We start from the raw sequence: 14107 nt of genomic DNA on the forward strand, positions 1-14107 counted from the left end.
GGGGAGGCGCTTCAGGCACAAGGGCTGCACCGCCTTCCGTCGCTCGGCAAGGCCCCCGCCCCCAGCCCGGGTTGGTTGATTCGGGTCGGCCCACGAGACGCGCTCCAGGTCAACGGACCCGACGGCCGCCACCTGGAAGACGGGCAGATGACCGTGCCGGAAGCATGGCGCGCCCTGGTGGCTCCGAGCGGACACGTGATGCTGCTGATGGGGCAGCTGGACGCGGAGACGCTATGGTCCGCCGCTCCCCAGTTCAGCGCCTTGGGCCGGGCAGTCTCGGAAGGGCGGCTGCTGGCCGGCTCGTGCCCGTCACCCTGCTGTAGCACCATCCTCTGCGTCGGGTCGAACTGGCGGTGGGGTCCTCAGAATGGCGCGTGGTGGTCAGTGCAGCGTCGTCGCCGCCGTGGCACGGACCATAGGTGGTGGCGTCCGCGCAAGTTCATCGTTTCTGGACGATTGCCACGGAGAGTTCGTCGTTCTTGTTGCTTGTCAAGAAGCCTCCCGTTCCCCGGCTCACGACGAGTGGCACCTGGGTGCCTTCTGGGAGTGCCTTGGGACGGCCCGAAGTAAGCGGCACCGCAACTGCTGTGGACTGTTCTTCGTCCGTGTCCTCGGCGGACGTGCCGCCGTATGCTGTGCCGTCGTCCTGGACGCTCAGGAGGACAAGCTTCTTGGTGTCGCTGTCTCCCGTAAGACAGATTCCTCGTTTCTCCTTGAGGTCGAAGGCCACCGACCCAGCTACCAGATAGCGCCCGTTGGGAGAGGTGGATGGCGGGGGTTCCGAGCCGCCGTCCCAGATGTTGCCTTCCGAGTAGCCGTCGTCGGTGCACGTCGTGCGCGCTTCGATGGCACCGGTCTCGGGATCGTGCACGGCGAAGACGGGATCCGAGCCGTCTCCCCCGAACCCGCTGTCGTCTTCTGTCCAGGAGGCGATCAGATGCTCATCCGTGGCTGCCAGCAGTTCCCCGCTCGTCTTCCCTCTCGGCGGGTGGTCTTCGCTGAACCAGCGATCTGGCACCCCGAACCCTTTCCCGCCATCCGTGCCTACCACGGGGCCGGCGCTCGTCAGGGCCCGGACCTTGCTGTCGAAGCACGCGCTGTCGTCGCACTGCTCCAGCAGCTTGTCGGCCTTCTCGTACGGTGTCACCTTGCCGGTCCGGATATTCGCTGCGGCGGTCTGGCCGCCCCAGGTGACGAGTACGCCGTGGCCGCCGTCACGGACCTCCAGCTCTTCGCTGAGTTTGACGTCGACGGGGACCGTGATCCTGCGCTCGGGCGTGGCGGCATTGCCTGAGGAGGTAGCCGGGAAGACCGAGAGCTGGACGACTTCCTGGCCGTCGTGCAGCTTGTCCTTGCCCTTCATACCGTGGCTCCAGACGACGACGTACTCGCGTCCGTCTTCCGTCACCGTAATCACGTCAGGTATCTCTGCCTTCTGGCCGGTGTCCGGATCACCGGCGGCGTTCTCCATCGGGGTCGGCGGGTTCCACGTCTTGCTGGACCAGCGCAGTCGCCCGGAGTCGAGGGCGCGGTTCTGGAGAACGTAACCATTGGGCCCGGTCAGCAGATAAGCGAGGGAATCCGACTTCACAGCCACCGTGACGGGTACCGAACCCGCATTGGGGGGACGCCCCTTCAGCGTTTGCTGCCAGCCCTGGGTGCCGTCGTAGTCGCTGGGCACCGAGAGCTTCTTGAGACGCTCCGGCGGCTGGTCCTGCTTGGCCGCCCCCTTATCGCCAGTACCTCCGCCTGACCCGCCACCATCAGAGGTCCCCGAGCACCCCACTGCCGCCGCAGCCAGCACTACGACACACGACAGCCATCTCACTCCACGCACCGGCGCCCCTCCCCTGTGGCTGACGTGACCATAACAGCACTGAGTGACCGAGCAAACACAGGGCCTGAGACGCAACGGCAGTCACACATGGACCTCGCCTGGCCCACACCGCACGCTCGTGAGCGTGAACGCCCCAGGCTGCACACGTGAATCAGAAGCCATACCCGCAGGCGCACCAACCGATAGGGGTCGGGCCCAGCGGCCATGATCGGACCGTGCCGCTGAAGCACGACCGCTCCTCCTTCTTGACCATGCCGTGGACCTTCGGCTGCTCCGAGGCGGCGGGCCGAGAGGAGTGCCTCAGACTCGCCGACGGGTGTTTCCACCGGACGGCTACAGAACCAGCCGTCCCCGAGTGGCAGCAGCTGCTGTGCGAGAGCGACACCTCACGGCCGCCCGGCTCGACCGGTCCGGACAGGAAGTCGCGTACATCGACACGAGCGAGTGGACTCTCCTCTGTTTTCGTGACACATCAAATGATCTTTCCGTTCACCGGTCCCGAGTGACTGATAAACGGAAGGTAGAACCATGAGGCGTTCGCGGATCGTCGCGGTCTTGGTCGGTGTACTCCTGGCCGGACTACTGGGAGGGGCCCCCGCAGAGGCGAAATCACGGCTCCACCACAACTGCCGACACACGACGTGTCTGGCCGTCTCGACCGACCCGCGCGGGCGCGGGGAGCGCCTCCTCTCGGTGGATATCCGCAAGCCCCGTCAGTCGCGGAGTCACGCGCGGGCCTGGAGCTACCGGAAGCCAGGCGGTCACGCTCACACCAGCAAGCGCGTCCGTGTCACCAACAATCGCGGTGTAGCCGTCGCGGCCTGGTACGGCGTCGACAAGCGGGTGCCCAACGGGACATGGGTGTGCGGGAAATTGGGCCGCACGAAGGTGTGCACAAAGATCTGAAGCGACACCCTCAGTGGGGAAATGCCGGTCAGTCGCCATACGGGTTTCCTTCCGGATCAGTTGGGGCTCTGCGGGAGACGAGATGGCAGGCGTCGCTGTCCCGCAGAAGGCGTCGACCTCGCCCTGGAGGGCCTAGGCCAGGCGGCTGGAGGCGACAGCGGAGCGGGCGAGGATGCCGTGGAGGCGCCGGACGAAGGTGTCCAGCCGCATCTCCGGGGGGATGGCGAGCACCGGACGCACGGTGGGACGGTGGCGCTGCATCCCCCAGTGTCCGTGGCGCTGGCACGGTCTCCGGAGCATGAGCTTCGGATCTCTCGCCCATAGCCTCGCTGTCTAGTCTCGGGTGGCGCCTTCGGGCCACACGACGGTTACGGGCACACCGTTTCGCCGGGCGTAGTCGACCGCGTCGGCTGTTCCTCCATACCCGCGGGCGGGCTTGCCGTCCCATACCGCGAGGAGTTCGTCTGCCAGGCCGATGAGGATCTCGCTGCCGGCTTGGTGGGCTTCTGCGTTGGACTCGGTCAGACCGGTCTCGTGCACGTCGCTGGCCTGGTGAATGAGCCGGTCGTAGACCGGGTGGTGGGAGGTGGGCAGGCCTTCTCGGTAGGTGCTGGCGGGGATGATGACTTCGAGGCTTCCACTGTGGCCCAGGACTTCCTCGGCGAACCAGCTGTCGGGACCGTCAGCGATGCAGGAGAGTCCGACGAGCCCCTGCTCAGCACGCCTTCCGAGCTCGGCTCGAAGAGCTTCGCGGACAAGCCGTGCTGTCCTGTCGGGGAGCCCTCGGTGCCCCGTGATTCCCAGTCGCATGTCTGCCTCCGCGTGGTCATAGATAGATGCCGTACAGCTTGTCGTCGAAATCGCGCACGATTTTGGGCGGCGTGGGCGAGGTGTAGGAGCGGCGCAGCGCGCGCGCTCGCTCCACGATGCGCCCCGAGCGGTAGCGCACGCCGGTTTCCACGGCCTTGGTCGCCAGGGCGAATGCGCCGTCCAGTCGGCCGGATGCGAGATGTGCTGAGGCCAGGTCGAGGACGTAGAGGGCCCGCTGCTTGTCGTGGCCTGAGGTGAGCACGGGGGCCGCATCGTCTTGGGACGCGAAAACCCATTCCGGGTGGCCGAGTCGGGCACCGCATGCGAGTCGGCTGGCGGCGACCTTGCTGCCCGTGAACGGGAAGACCCAGGGCCAGGGCGGTGTGTCATCGGTGGGGATACGGGTGGCTCTTTCCTCCGCGCACCTGAGCGCCTGGTCTGCGGCCGGCCGGTCTCCGGCAGCCGCATGTGCGAGGGCCGCGATGGTGAACAGCCACGCATCGGCCACCGCTGGTGGCGTGTGGCCGAGCTGCCGCCGCGCGGAACGGACGTGCGCCAGACCTTGGGCGGCGTTGCCTGCGTGGGCTTCGAACTGGGCGAGGCTGCCGATCTGGTAGGCCCCCAGCAGTTTGTTCCCCGAACTGCGTGCTGCGCGAATCGCTGTCCCGTACCAGGTTCGGGCGGAGCCGTAGTCCCCCATGTCCCACGAGAGCCAGCCGGCCAAGCTGGCTGCCTCACTCGCGGCGGATGCGAGACGAGCACGCTGTGTTCTGTCCTCGGTCTCGCTCGCGACGGTCTGTGCCAGGCGCAGGTGCGCGAGTACCGGCTCCGCCAACTGACGCGAGGGCGTGATTGCGTCCATGCGCCGGAAGGCTGTCGTAGCGAGTCGAAGCGCGGCAGCCTGGCCACTCTCGGCAGCTCGCGCCGATCGGGTGTCGAGTGCTGCGAGCGCGGGCGCGGTGGCCACTGCTGCGGCACCCGCGAAAAAATTGCGCCGTTCCACTTCGGATCCATCCGTGCATGTGGCATTGACCGCTACGTGGTCAGCGAGACCCACTAGCCGCGGCGGGATCTCAAGGTGTGTGGCGGCCCGTGCCAGGCGGGTCATGTCGTAGGGGGCTGCGGCTCCTTGTCCCTCCAACCGAGAGATAGCGGACTGGCTCGTCCCACAGGCTTGTCCGAGCTGTCTCTGGGAGATGCCCGTCTGCTCACGGGCGAGTTGGATCACGCGCCCGTAGTCACCGACCCGGGACGCCTCCGTGAGGGCTGTCCACTGCATTGGCTCCCCTGACCGTTGATACAGGTTGGTCCTCTTCGTCCCACCGCCGGTATGCATCTGGCGAATACCGGTATGCAGGAAACGAGTTGTCCCTGGTCCTCCAAGGATGCCGCGCAGTTGAGTCTGCGTACTACCTGTAATCAGGGAGGGACCCAGGATGACCAACAAGGAACGCGCTCCCGTCTGCTTCGACCGCGCCAGGCCGACGCCGAACCGAGTCTGAGGCTGGGGCGTGAGCATCATGGCGAATACGAAGAAGATCACGGACAGACCGTTCAGCTCGTACCTCTTGGAGACCCCACCGTCCGGTCCTTGCAGGAACAAGGGGTACAGGTACGTGAGCGCCCAATCGTCTGCGATCGGCGCTCCGGCATACACGGAATCGTTGCCCCGTCTCCCGGAGTCCGCCAGTCTCGCCAGGCGGCTGGCCACCCACGCGCTCGCGGTCTGGCGTCTCGATCTGCTCGCCGAGTCTGCGGAACTCGTGGTGACCGAATTCGTGGCGAACGCCGCTGACCACGCGCGAGGCGCCTTGATCCGGGTCACGTTCACCAGGCTCACCCCCCAGCGCGTGCGGGTGGCCGTGATCGACATGTCCCGCGCCCTGCCGACGCGCCGGGTCACCAGCCTGGAGGACATAGACGGCCGCGGTCTCGCGCTGGTCGAGGCGCTGTCGGCTAAGTGGGGCACCGACCGTTTCGGCTGGGGCAAGCGGGTGTGGTCGGAGCTGGAGGCGCTGGAGGACGAGCGCAATGGCACCTGATCCGACTGTGCCCCGCACCGTCCGCGCAGCGAGCGTCGAGACCGGTCCGTGCTCACGCTGCGGAGGCCTCCGGCACGTGCAGCCCCACACCGGTTGGCGGGCCCTGATTTTCGGCCGCTGCACCTGCACCCCCACCCCGACCGAGGACACATGACCGAGCACCGATACAACCCGCACCGGTCCCTCATGCGCGTCCTGGCCAGAGCCATGGGCTCCCACGGGAGTGTTCCTCTCGCGCTCCGGTCCGAATTCGTGACCGCCGCGTGGAAATCCACCCCGAGGCCAGAGCGCGCCCGCATGCTCGCCGACCTGGCCGAAGACTGCCACCCCGATGCCGAACTGACCGCCCTCTACCCACGGCGACTGCGCCGGGAAGCCCGCGCCCACGCACGCAAGACCCCCGTCAGCCGCTACGAAGTGGACCCCCAAAACCTCCCTGACCTGACAGCTCAGTTGGGCGCAGCCCTGGAACTGGTGGCCGCCCGATCCCCGGCGGTGGAGCTGTGACCCGGGCCGAGGAGCGCGGGTCAGGGACAGGTGACAGCCCACCACGCGCAGGTGACCCTGTACCCCAGGCCAGCCCACCCCCGCCCCTTCCTCCTCTGCTGCTCGACCTGGCGGAGTGCGTAGGCATCTGGCTGGGACGGCAGTCCTGGTACTCCCTCCGGCGCCTGAACCTGCGTGCACCGGCCCACCGCCAGGCTCCGGCCTCTCCACTGGCGCACGCCTACCACCGCCTGCCCGAGCACACGCAGGAGCTGGAGACCCACACCGAGGAGGACGAGGGCGCGGTCGCCCTGGTGCGCCCCTACCTCCTTGTCCAGCAGCCCCGACGGGCCGAGCTGTTGCCCGGCCCGCGCCAGACCCGGCAAGGAGCAGCCGACCATGCCTGAAGCGACTTCCGTCCAGGCCCTCACCGTCACGGGCACCAGCATCAACACAGGCGACAGCATCAACGTGGGCGGCATCCCGCTGACCGTGATCGACGTGCGTGATGTGGCCGGCGGACGCAAACGGATCGAGTTCTGCGACGGCAACGTTTTCGTGCTCGGCCGCCACAAGACCATCAACATCGTCCGCAGCGTGCAGCTCGCCAACGCCCGACCACGCATCGTGCGATGGCCGGGCGAGACCCGACAGCGCCGGTAACCCGTGGCAACCCCGACACCCGGCCCCGACAACGGAGCAGCCCGGCGTACCGAACCGAGGCCCTGTCCGATGTGCGACCAGTACGGACACATGATCCGCGCCGCCGAGAACCGCGACGAGCGGACTCTCGCGCAGGTGCTCACCAACGGACTGGCTCAGCACCGAGCCAAGCACGCCAGCCAGCCGCGCCGTCTGGAGGCGGTGCCGCAACCCGACAAGGAGGAGGGCGAAGATGGATGACCGTCCGATCGGGTCCCCGCCCGGCACCCTGGCCATCATCGCGCACCTGATCGACACCCTGCCCGAGTACGGCAACACCCCGCAGGCCGCCGCCCGGGACCCCTACCTGCGCGCCCGGTGGGCCGACATGCACCAGCACGAGCGGCGCGCGGCCCTGCTGGAGACAGCCGTTGCAGCCCGCGACCCGGTCGGCGCCTCGTGGCGCGCCTCAGCCCGCTATGCCCGCCGCCTCCAGCGCCACGCCGCCCGACACCACCGCGACGCCAGCCCGGACCGGCTCAGGGAGAGCATGCCCGAGCCACCCAGCCTGCACACGGGTCTGGCCGCGGCCCTGGTCCTGTTCGCGGCCCTGGGCCGCGAACCGCACACCCCGCCACGAACTCCCCCGCCGCCCGAGTTCTGGACACAGGTCCTCTACCTGACCGTGCTCGGCACGCTGATCGCCCTCCTGGCCCGAGGAGTTACCCGATGACCACGAAAGGCAGTAAGCCCCCCGTCCCGCAACGGTTTGGTGACTACGGCTTCACCACCAGGTGCCTGGGCGTCATCGATGACGCCCTGAAACAGCGTGCCAACCCCATGCGCGCGGTCCTGGAGCCGGCAGCCCTGGGCCAAGTGGCAGGACGTGCTTCCCCAGTCACCCTGCGCCCGGCACGTCCGCCATTCCTCAGCCCGACTCGCGGTCCGGCTCGGCGCGCACCTCCATTTGGTCTGAGGGCGCGTGGCGACCAGGCTTCCGGCCCAGGACCTGGAGCGGCCGACCGGATAAGGCCGCGCCAGCGTGCGGTGGCCCATGCCATGTGGCACACGTCGGGCATGTGCGTTCATCATGGCCGCCAAGGGAACCGGTCAGGCAGCGACGGAGTCCTTGAGCGCCCCGTCCAAGTCCTCCATGGTCTCCTCACGAGTCCAGAGCTGCCGGGATCGGCCTTACGCATTCGCGAAGGGTCAGCGGGGTTCGTGGGTGACCGGCTGACCCTCATCAGTGCTCAATGCCCGTCCCGTCGAGGTCCTTCCGCAGTGCGCGGTTGATGTCGGGGTTTCGGCCGTCCACGTAGGGCTGGACCGGGACGTATCCGCAGGCGGAGTAGAACGCGAGGGCAGCGTGGTTGCTGACGCCGGTCTCCAACAGCATCTGTGTCATGCCGAGGCGCGGCGGTCGTCGTGGTCGCGGCGACCGCCACCGGCGCCCCGGTAGCCGCGATCGCCCCGGTCGCGCGGGGGCCCGCCGTAGCCGCGTTGACCCGCGCCGCCCCGGCCGCGCTGATGACCTCCGCCCCGGCCGTACGGGCGTCCGCCGCCTCCGGGTCCCTCGGCTCCTGCGGTTCCTCCGGACTGTTCCCGCACGCCGTCGCCCGCCTTTCTCTCGCGTCTGCCGCGTCTGCCATGGCCATGTCCGTCCGTGGCCATGTCCGTGTCTGCGGCCGTGTCCGTCGCCGGTGTGGGCCGTACGGAAACCGACGATACGGACCTCATCCGGGCCGCGGAAACGTCGACCCGGGCGAAGCCGGGGTCGCCGCGTGCCGACGTGGGGGTCGCCGCGTCCACGTTGCCGACGGGACGCTCTCAGACCTCCCGCACGGGCACGCCGGAGGGCGTCCCGGCGGCGACGTAGACGTCGTAGCGGGTCCGCCAGCCCGTCCCGGCGCGATCGCGTGTTGTGACCACGTATCCTCGGCGCGAGGGGGCATGGGTGGGCGGAGAGACGTGGACTACGCTCGGCCGCCACGCGGTCATGGACATGAGGTCCGGCATGGGCATAAGGCATGCGCATGGGCCGTGACGGCAGTCGGCCGGCACTCTCCTGGGAGAGCGCCACTACGGGGGAGAGGCAGTTGCGCAACAGGTGGATCGCAGGAGTTTCCGTCGGGCTCGCGGTGATTTTGGGCGCGACGGGCTGCGGGAGCGTGCACGGGAAAAAGGCTGGCAAGAAGACGGCGCGGGCCTCCAAGTCGGCCCGAGCGGAAGCGCACAAGTCCCACCGGCAGGGCAAGCTCCACAAGCCGCACAAGCCCCGCGTGCGGCACAAGTCCCCTGTCGCGGCGCCGCTGTCCGTCGCCGAAGCGCGGAACGCGCTGCTGAACGTGGATGACCTGCCCGCGGGCGGGACGGTGGACGAGGAGCACCTGGACGGCCAGTATCACGTGCAGCAGAACCTCTTCGGCATGAAGGCGAAGTCCGCTTCGTGCCGGTCCTTCATCGACCGGACGAACCGCGCCATCGGCAAGCCCCGGCTCGCGGTCGAGCGGACGCTGAAAGAGAGCAGCACGGGCGACGTCACCGCACGCGTCGTCGACTACCGCAGCCCCGAGGCCGCCGAGCGGGCCATGAGCCAGCTCCGGAACGTCTCCGGGGAGTGCCCCGCCGGGGTGACCAAGGACGGCGCGAAGGTCACCTTCGCCCGGTGGTCGACAGCGCGGGCCGGTGACGAGACCGTGGGGAACAAGATGAGTGTGTTCGGCATGCCCTTCGGCGACGTGCTGGTGCGCGTGGGCGCCGCGACCGTCGAGCTGAACTTCTCCAAGAGCGACGACGCGGCCCTGATCTCACAGCTGACGAACAAGGCGGCGGACCACCTGCGCTCCGCCGCCCGGTAGCGGACCGACGGGCTTTGCCGCCCGGTAGCGGACCGACGGGCTTTGCCGCCCGGTGGCGGACCGGCTGCGGTCACCGCGCGAAGGCAGCCGGCCGCGGCCCCTCCTGCTACTTGACCATCCGGAAGCCTTCGTGGCCGAGCCACGCTCTCAGGAACACGCGGTCCGCGACATGGCTGTAGCCGGGGGTGCCGTCCTCCATGGCGTAGGGCATTTCCAGGAGCCGGCCCGGGAGGGGGGACCGTGGCAGGGGGCTGAGCAGGCCGCCGAAGTCGATCAGGGCGTCGAAGTGTTCGCCGAGGAAGAGGGCGAGGTGCCCGAGCAGCAGATGGTTGTCCGGGCCCGAGCTGTAGGCGAGCAGGGCCAGTTCGACGGCCGGCGGACGGCCGAGTCCGGGGAAGCCGCACGCGCGCTCGTCCTCCAGGGACTCCGGGCCGAGGTGGAACGGTCCGACGGCGGCTTCCTCCGGGCCGCGCAGGCGGGGAAGGCCGGCCCGGTCGAGGGAAGCGGTGCGCAGGACGGAGAAGTCGAACGCGCCGGAGCCATCGCCCTCGGGCCGTATCCCGCAGAAGTCCTCCAGCCACGGCACCGCGTCGAGCGCGCTCCGCTCCTCCGGCAGCCACAGCCCCACCGACGGCCCGCCCATCGCAGCTTCCCTCCCGCTCGTTCCTGGCGAGCCGCTCGTTCCAGGCGGGCCGCTCGTTCCTGGCGGGCCACCCGTGCCCTTCGGCTCAACCGGGGTGGATGGTGCCCCTTTGGACCAGCAAGTCTCCCAGCGCCGTGCGCCGGTGCAGGACGGCGCGGCCCGCGCGGGCCGTGGTGATGAGGCCCGCGCCACGCAGCGCGGTCGCGTGGGCGGACGCGGTGGCGTTGCTGACGCGCAGGTGGCGGGCCAGCTCGCTCGTCGTGTGCTCGGCGGTCAGGGCGAGGAGCGCGTTGAGGCGGGTCCGCCCGAGCACGCCGGCCAGCGCGCCCTCCGCCGGGCCGGGCCCGCCCGCCGTGCTGCGCCCGTCCGGAGTGAGGGGCCCGTCCGGAGTGAGGGGCCCGCCGGGCCCGTCCGGGACGAGGGGCAGGCCGGTGCCTGCCGGATACGTCAGGTGCAGGGGGTGGCCCGGCCGGTCGGCGACGAGAGGGTGTCCCGTCCAGTGGAAGGTGGGCACGAGCACCGCGCCCCGCCCGTCCAGGGCGATGTCCCGGTCCACCGGGGCCTCGATCGTCCACACCTCCTGTAGGCGTCGCGGAGTCGGGTGGCGGCGGTGTCGAACCGGCGCTGTTCGCGGGCGTCGAGGTCCGGGAGGCACGCTAGAGGTTCGCCGGCCTGGAAGCGGACGGGAGTTCCCAGCCAGCTGTCCTTGTAGGGGACGGAGAGTTCCTCGGTGCCGTGGGCGAGGGCGAGGGCTTTGCGCAAGGTGGAGACCACTGCCCCGGCAGGCCCGGAGCGGGTGCGGCCGACCCCGGCGCTGATGTGCCCGGGTCGGGTGCGGAGGTGTTCGGACATGTGCTGGAGGGGGACGGTGACGGGCTGGCCGTTGACGCGTGTGCCGGAGGCACAGATGACTGCGCCGTCTCCGTGCTCGCCGATGACATGCCCCTCCCTCGTGGACCAGCTCCTTCAGCGTCTGCTCGCCCCCGCGCACCGCCGGGAATACCACCTCCCGCACCTCCTGGTCGGGGGCGCCCAGCGACGCCTCGGCGATCGCGAACAGGATGTTCTCCTTGCCCGAGACCCGCTTGAAGGCGTTGATCAGCTCCTTGGTCACCCTCTGCTCGGCGCGGGCGCCAATCCGGTGCACCGTGGCGATCAGCAGGTCCACCAGCGTGTCGGTGATCAGGATTCTCATGGCCCGAGAGAATAGGGCGGCCCTGGATTGGGTGGTATTCACGCCATCGGCGGTACGCGCTGGGAGTGCGCCGTTGCGCCGACGGCGCTGGTCTCACGCTGATCTGCTTTCTCGTGCCTGGCGTCGTCCTAAGCGCCGAGACGGCATCCCGGAACACCGTCCCTGCGTGTGCTCAACAGGGAAGGACTGCCGCCTCCGCTCGCGCGGCCTGGCTGGTCGGCTTGACCTTACCCTCAGGGGCAAGGTTTAGGTTCTGCGAGGTGAGACAGATACGGATCGGCGAGCTGGCCCGCCGGGCGGGCGTCACGACCAAGGCGGTGCGTTACTACGAATCACTGGGCCTGGTGACGCCTGAGCGGCTGACCAACAGCTACCGGAACTACACCGAGCGTGATGTGCGACTCGTGGGGGAGATCCGAGCGTTGGGCAGGCTCGGCATCCCCGTGGAGCGCACCCGTCCGTTCCTGGACTGTCTCGCGGTCGGCCATCAGCACGCCGATGACTGCCCGGCTTCGCTGGCCGAGTACCGGGAGGCGATCGACGAGCTCAGCCAGCGGATCGACGGGCTCACCGCGCGCCGAGCGGCTCTGATCGCGCACCTGAACCGGGCCGCCCACCGCAACAGCCGCATCGCACCGGCCGACGAAGGAGGGGACGTGATGAGCGACTACATGAGCCTGCCGACCGACCTGCCCGTGCCCGAGGACGACGGTGCCGCCGATCACCTGCCCGGAACAGTGGTCCCGTCGCTGGCGCTTGCGAGTACCAGCGGGGAGACGATCCGCCTGGATGGGCTGGGCGCGGGCCGGACCGTGCTCTACATCTACCCGCTTACCGGCCGCCCCGGCACCGACCTGCCCAAGGGCTGGAAGGCGATCCCGGGAGCGCGCGGCTGCACGCCCGAGGCTTGTGGCTTTCGCGACCACTACCAGGAACTGCTCGACGCCGGAGCGGTGCGGGTGTTCGGCCTCTCCAGCCAGGACACCGACTACCAGCGCGAGGTCGTCGAGCGGCTTGGCCTGCCGTTCCAGATGCTTTCCGACCCCGGGCGGAATCTGGCCCGGGCGCTGGACTTGTCCACGTTCACGGTCGAGGGAATGACGCTCTACTCGCGGCTGACGCTGATCGTCCACGACGGGAGGGTCGAGCACGTCTTCTATCCGGTCTTTCCGCCGAACGAGCACGCCGGGCAGGTGCTGGCATGGCTGCGGGACAACCCGCAGTAGCACCACGCCTCTGCACCAGCACCCCTCGCACGTACACACCATCATTGGGAGACCGTCATGTTCACCGGCCTGAGCGCCTTCCCGCTCACCCCGATCCCCGGCGACGGGGGCATCGATGAGAAAGGGCTCGCGGGTCTGGTCCGCCGGCTGGCTGCCGCAGGCGTCGATTCGATCGGTGCACTGGGCTCCACGGGATCGTATGCCTATCTGACCCGCCAGGAGCGGGCGCGCGTCGCCCGCATCGCAGTGGAGCACGCCGACGAGGTCCCGGTCATCGTCGGGATCGGGGCGCTGCGCACCCGGCACGTGCTGGAGGCAGCCGAGGACGCGCAGAATGCCGGGGCTGCCGGGGTGCTGCTGGCGCCGGTGTCGTACCAGCCGCTGACCGACGACGACGTGTTCGGGCTGTACGAGTATGTCACCGCGCACCTCTCCATTCCTCTGGTGATCTACGACAACCCCGGCACCACCCACTTCGCCTTCACCGACGAGCTGTACGCCCGGCTGGCCCGACTGCCTCGCGTGGCGTCCATCAAGATCCCTGGGGTCCCCGCTGACCCCGCGGCTGCCCGGGCACGCATCCAGCACCTGCGGCAGATCCTGCCCGAGACGGTGACGGTGGGGGTCAGCGGCGACGCGGACGCGGCCAGGGGGCTGAGCGCAGGATGCGATGTCTGGTACTCGGTGATCGGCGGCACCTTCCCCGAACCCGCACTCGCCCTCACCCGGGCCGCACAGTCCGACCAGCCGGAGCGGGCCCAGCAAGAGTCAGAGCGCCTGCAGCCGCTGTGGGACCTCTTCGCCCAGCACGGAGGGTCTTTGCGAGTCGTCGCGGCAGCAGCCGCGCACCTCGGCCTCACCCCGCCCCGCAACCTCCCGCTGCCGCTGCGCGGTCTCGACACCGAAGACCGCGCTCAAGTCGCCGCAGTGATCGAGACGCTGGGCCTCCACGCCTGACTGAGCTCGTCACAAGCCCGCCGCTGCCCTCCCGCCAAGCAAGGGCAGCGGAACCAACCACCCGGAGCCACTGAGCCCGGAGGACCACTCGGCCATGCGCCAGGCCACCCGCCGCCACAAGGACAACCCGGGCTGGGGCCCGCTCGCCCGCTACGTCATAGCCGCGACCTTGGCCCGCACATCCGACGGCGGCGCGGTCGTTGCCATCGTGCTGGTGGTCAATACCAGCGGAGATCGGGCTGGCTTGCCGGTGTGCTCGGCGCATGCATCACCGCACCCCATCTGCTGGGCCCCTTCGTCGCCCGCAGCCTGGACACCGCACGAGACGGCCGCACCGTGATCGCCGCAGCATCCCTCGCTCACGGCACCACCCTGGCAGCCGCCGTCCTGCTACCCCCACACCCACCCCGCCGTCACCGCCGTCCTCCTGATCATCTCCGGTCTCTTCGGACCTCTGCTCACCGGAGGCATCAGTAGCCGCCTGCCCGCCATCGCTGGTCACGGA

At 69.4% G+C, this 14107-nt stretch carries 16 protein-coding genes and 2 pseudogenes; 9 read left to right on the forward strand and 9 right to left on the reverse strand.

Features of this window, described 5'->3' with window-relative positions:
- Window positions 1–439: 439 nt before the first annotated feature.
- The 5 genes and pseudogenes from OHB04_RS40440 to OHB04_RS40460 form a co-directional block, all read right to left on the reverse strand.
- The gene (locus tag OHB04_RS40440; RefSeq protein ID WP_326809652.1) at window positions 440–1471 is read right to left on the reverse strand and encodes a hypothetical protein; all 1032 of its coding nucleotides are present in this window, start codon (window positions 1469–1471) and stop codon (window positions 440–442) included.
- Window positions 1472–2875: 1404 nt separating this feature from the next.
- Window positions 2876–3004 (reverse strand): hypothetical protein, encoded by a 129-nt coding sequence (locus OHB04_RS40445; RefSeq protein WP_326809653.1) that lies wholly within the window; start codon window positions 3002–3004, stop codon window positions 2876–2878.
- A 72-nt stretch (window positions 3005–3076) separates the two neighbouring features.
- Window positions 3077–3553 (reverse strand): hypothetical protein, encoded by a 477-nt coding sequence (locus OHB04_RS40450; protein ID WP_326809654.1) that lies wholly within the window; start codon window positions 3551–3553, stop codon window positions 3077–3079.
- Between the two features lie 16 nt (window positions 3554–3569).
- Window positions 3570–4415: a hypothetical protein gene (locus tag OHB04_RS40455; RefSeq protein ID WP_326809669.1), complete on the reverse strand. Its 846-nt coding sequence runs from the start codon at window positions 4413–4415 to the stop codon at window positions 3570–3572.
- A 207-nt stretch (window positions 4416–4622) separates the two neighbouring features.
- Window positions 4623–5075 (reverse strand): annotated as a pseudogene (locus OHB04_RS40460) (helix-turn-helix domain-containing protein); the annotation flags it as partial.
- A 142-nt stretch (window positions 5076–5217) separates the two neighbouring features.
- Here OHB04_RS40460 and OHB04_RS40465 point away from each other — a divergent pair.
- The 6 genes from OHB04_RS40465 (at window position 5218) to OHB04_RS40490 (ending at window position 7456) form a co-directional block, all read left to right on the forward strand.
- Complete coding sequence (locus tag OHB04_RS40465) at window positions 5218–5595, forward strand: ATP-binding protein (RefSeq protein ID WP_326693338.1); 378 nt, start codon at window positions 5218–5220, stop codon at window positions 5593–5595.
- A 150-nt stretch (window positions 5596–5745) separates the two neighbouring features.
- Complete coding sequence (locus OHB04_RS40470; protein WP_326693337.1) at window positions 5746–6102, forward strand: hypothetical protein; 357 nt, start codon at window positions 5746–5748, stop codon at window positions 6100–6102.
- A complete protein-coding gene (locus OHB04_RS40475; RefSeq protein WP_326693336.1) occupies window positions 6099–6488 on the forward strand; it encodes a hypothetical protein in 390 nt (129 codons plus the stop codon). Before OHB04_RS40470 ends, OHB04_RS40475 begins: the two co-directional genes overlap by 4 nt.
- Complete coding sequence (locus OHB04_RS40480; protein WP_326693335.1) at window positions 6481–6744, forward strand: hypothetical protein; 264 nt, start codon at window positions 6481–6483, stop codon at window positions 6742–6744. Before OHB04_RS40475 ends, OHB04_RS40480 begins: the two co-directional genes overlap by 8 nt.
- A gap of 69 nt (window positions 6745–6813) precedes the next feature.
- Window positions 6814–6984: a hypothetical protein gene (locus OHB04_RS40485; RefSeq protein WP_326693334.1), complete on the forward strand. Its 171-nt coding sequence runs from the start codon at window positions 6814–6816 to the stop codon at window positions 6982–6984.
- Entirely contained in the window at window positions 6977–7456 is a 480-nt protein-coding gene (locus OHB04_RS40490) for a hypothetical protein (RefSeq protein ID WP_326693333.1), read from the forward strand. The genes OHB04_RS40485 and OHB04_RS40490 overlap by 8 nt, the downstream gene beginning before the upstream one ends.
- A 510-nt stretch (window positions 7457–7966) precedes the next feature.
- Here OHB04_RS40490 and OHB04_RS40495 read toward each other — a convergent pair.
- Window positions 7967–8128: a hypothetical protein gene (locus OHB04_RS40495; protein WP_326693332.1), complete on the reverse strand. Its 162-nt coding sequence runs from the start codon at window positions 8126–8128 to the stop codon at window positions 7967–7969.
- Window positions 8129–8891: 763 nt separating this feature from the next.
- On the opposite strand from OHB04_RS40495, the gene OHB04_RS40500 reads away from it, so the two are divergent.
- Window positions 8892–9581 (forward strand): hypothetical protein, encoded by a 690-nt coding sequence (locus OHB04_RS40500; RefSeq protein WP_326809655.1) that lies wholly within the window; start codon window positions 8892–8894, stop codon window positions 9579–9581.
- A 106-nt stretch (window positions 9582–9687) separates the two neighbouring features.
- Here the strand turns inward: OHB04_RS40500 and OHB04_RS40505 are convergent, their stop codons facing one another.
- The 3 genes and pseudogenes from OHB04_RS40505 to OHB04_RS42105 all read right to left on the reverse strand — a co-directional run.
- Window positions 9688–10224: a DUF6368 family protein gene (locus OHB04_RS40505; RefSeq protein WP_326687335.1), complete on the reverse strand. Its 537-nt coding sequence runs from the start codon at window positions 10222–10224 to the stop codon at window positions 9688–9690.
- Window positions 10225–10309: 85 nt separating this feature from the next.
- A complete protein-coding gene (locus OHB04_RS40510; protein ID WP_326809656.1) occupies window positions 10310–10801 on the reverse strand; it encodes an ArsR/SmtB family transcription factor in 492 nt (163 codons plus the stop codon).
- 372 nt (window positions 10802–11173) lie between these two features.
- Window positions 11174–11407: pseudogene (locus tag OHB04_RS42105) on the reverse strand (hypothetical protein); the annotation flags it as partial.
- 281 nt (window positions 11408–11688) lie between these two features.
- On the opposite strand from OHB04_RS42105, the gene OHB04_RS40515 reads away from it, so the two are divergent.
- Both OHB04_RS40515 and OHB04_RS40520 read left to right on the forward strand, forming a co-directional pair.
- Window positions 11689–12645, forward strand: a complete 957-nt coding sequence (locus OHB04_RS40515; RefSeq protein WP_326693402.1) for a redoxin family protein — start codon at window positions 11689–11691, stop codon at window positions 12643–12645.
- A gap of 57 nt (window positions 12646–12702) precedes the next feature.
- Window positions 12703–13602 (forward strand): dihydrodipicolinate synthase family protein, encoded by a 900-nt coding sequence (locus tag OHB04_RS40520; protein WP_326693329.1) that lies wholly within the window; start codon window positions 12703–12705, stop codon window positions 13600–13602.
- Window positions 13603–14107: the final 505 nt, after the last annotated feature.

The sequence above is a fragment of the Streptomyces sp. NBC_01775 genome (genome assembly GCF_035917675.1).
Taxonomy (GTDB): domain Bacteria; phylum Actinomycetota; class Actinomycetes; order Streptomycetales; family Streptomycetaceae; genus Streptomyces.

Excerpts from the sequence above, each read along its gene's own strand:
- OHB04_RS40470 (WP_326693337.1), top strand. The coding sequence starts at position 5,746 with ATGACCGAGCACCGATACAACCCGCACCGGTCCCTCATGCGCGTCCTG.
- OHB04_RS40505 (WP_326687335.1), bottom strand. The coding sequence starts at position 10,224 with ATGGGCGGGCCGTCGGTGGGGCTGTGGCTGCCGGAGGAGCGGAGCGCG.
- OHB04_RS40450 (WP_326809654.1), bottom strand. The coding sequence starts at position 3,553 with ATGCGACTGGGAATCACGGGGCACCGAGGGCTCCCCGACAGGACAGCA.
- OHB04_RS40480 (WP_326693335.1), top strand. The coding sequence starts at position 6,481 with ATGCCTGAAGCGACTTCCGTCCAGGCCCTCACCGTCACGGGCACCAGC.
- OHB04_RS40495 (WP_326693332.1), bottom strand. The coding sequence starts at position 8,128 with ATGACACAGATGCTGTTGGAGACCGGCGTCAGCAACCACGCTGCCCTC.
- OHB04_RS40520 (WP_326693329.1), top strand. The coding sequence starts at position 12,703 with ATGTTCACCGGCCTGAGCGCCTTCCCGCTCACCCCGATCCCCGGCGAC.
- OHB04_RS40445 (WP_326809653.1), bottom strand. The coding sequence starts at position 3,004 with ATGCAGCGCCACCGTCCCACCGTGCGTCCGGTGCTCGCCATCCCCCCG.
- OHB04_RS40440 (WP_326809652.1), bottom strand. The coding sequence starts at position 1,471 with ATGGAGAACGCCGCCGGTGATCCGGACACCGGCCAGAAGGCAGAGATA.
- OHB04_RS40490 (WP_326693333.1), top strand. The coding sequence starts at position 6,977 with ATGGATGACCGTCCGATCGGGTCCCCGCCCGGCACCCTGGCCATCATC.
- OHB04_RS40455 (WP_326809669.1), bottom strand. The coding sequence starts at position 4,415 with ATGGACGCAATCACGCCCTCGCGTCAGTTGGCGGAGCCGGTACTCGCG.
- OHB04_RS40485 (WP_326693334.1), top strand. The coding sequence starts at position 6,814 with ATGTGCGACCAGTACGGACACATGATCCGCGCCGCCGAGAACCGCGAC.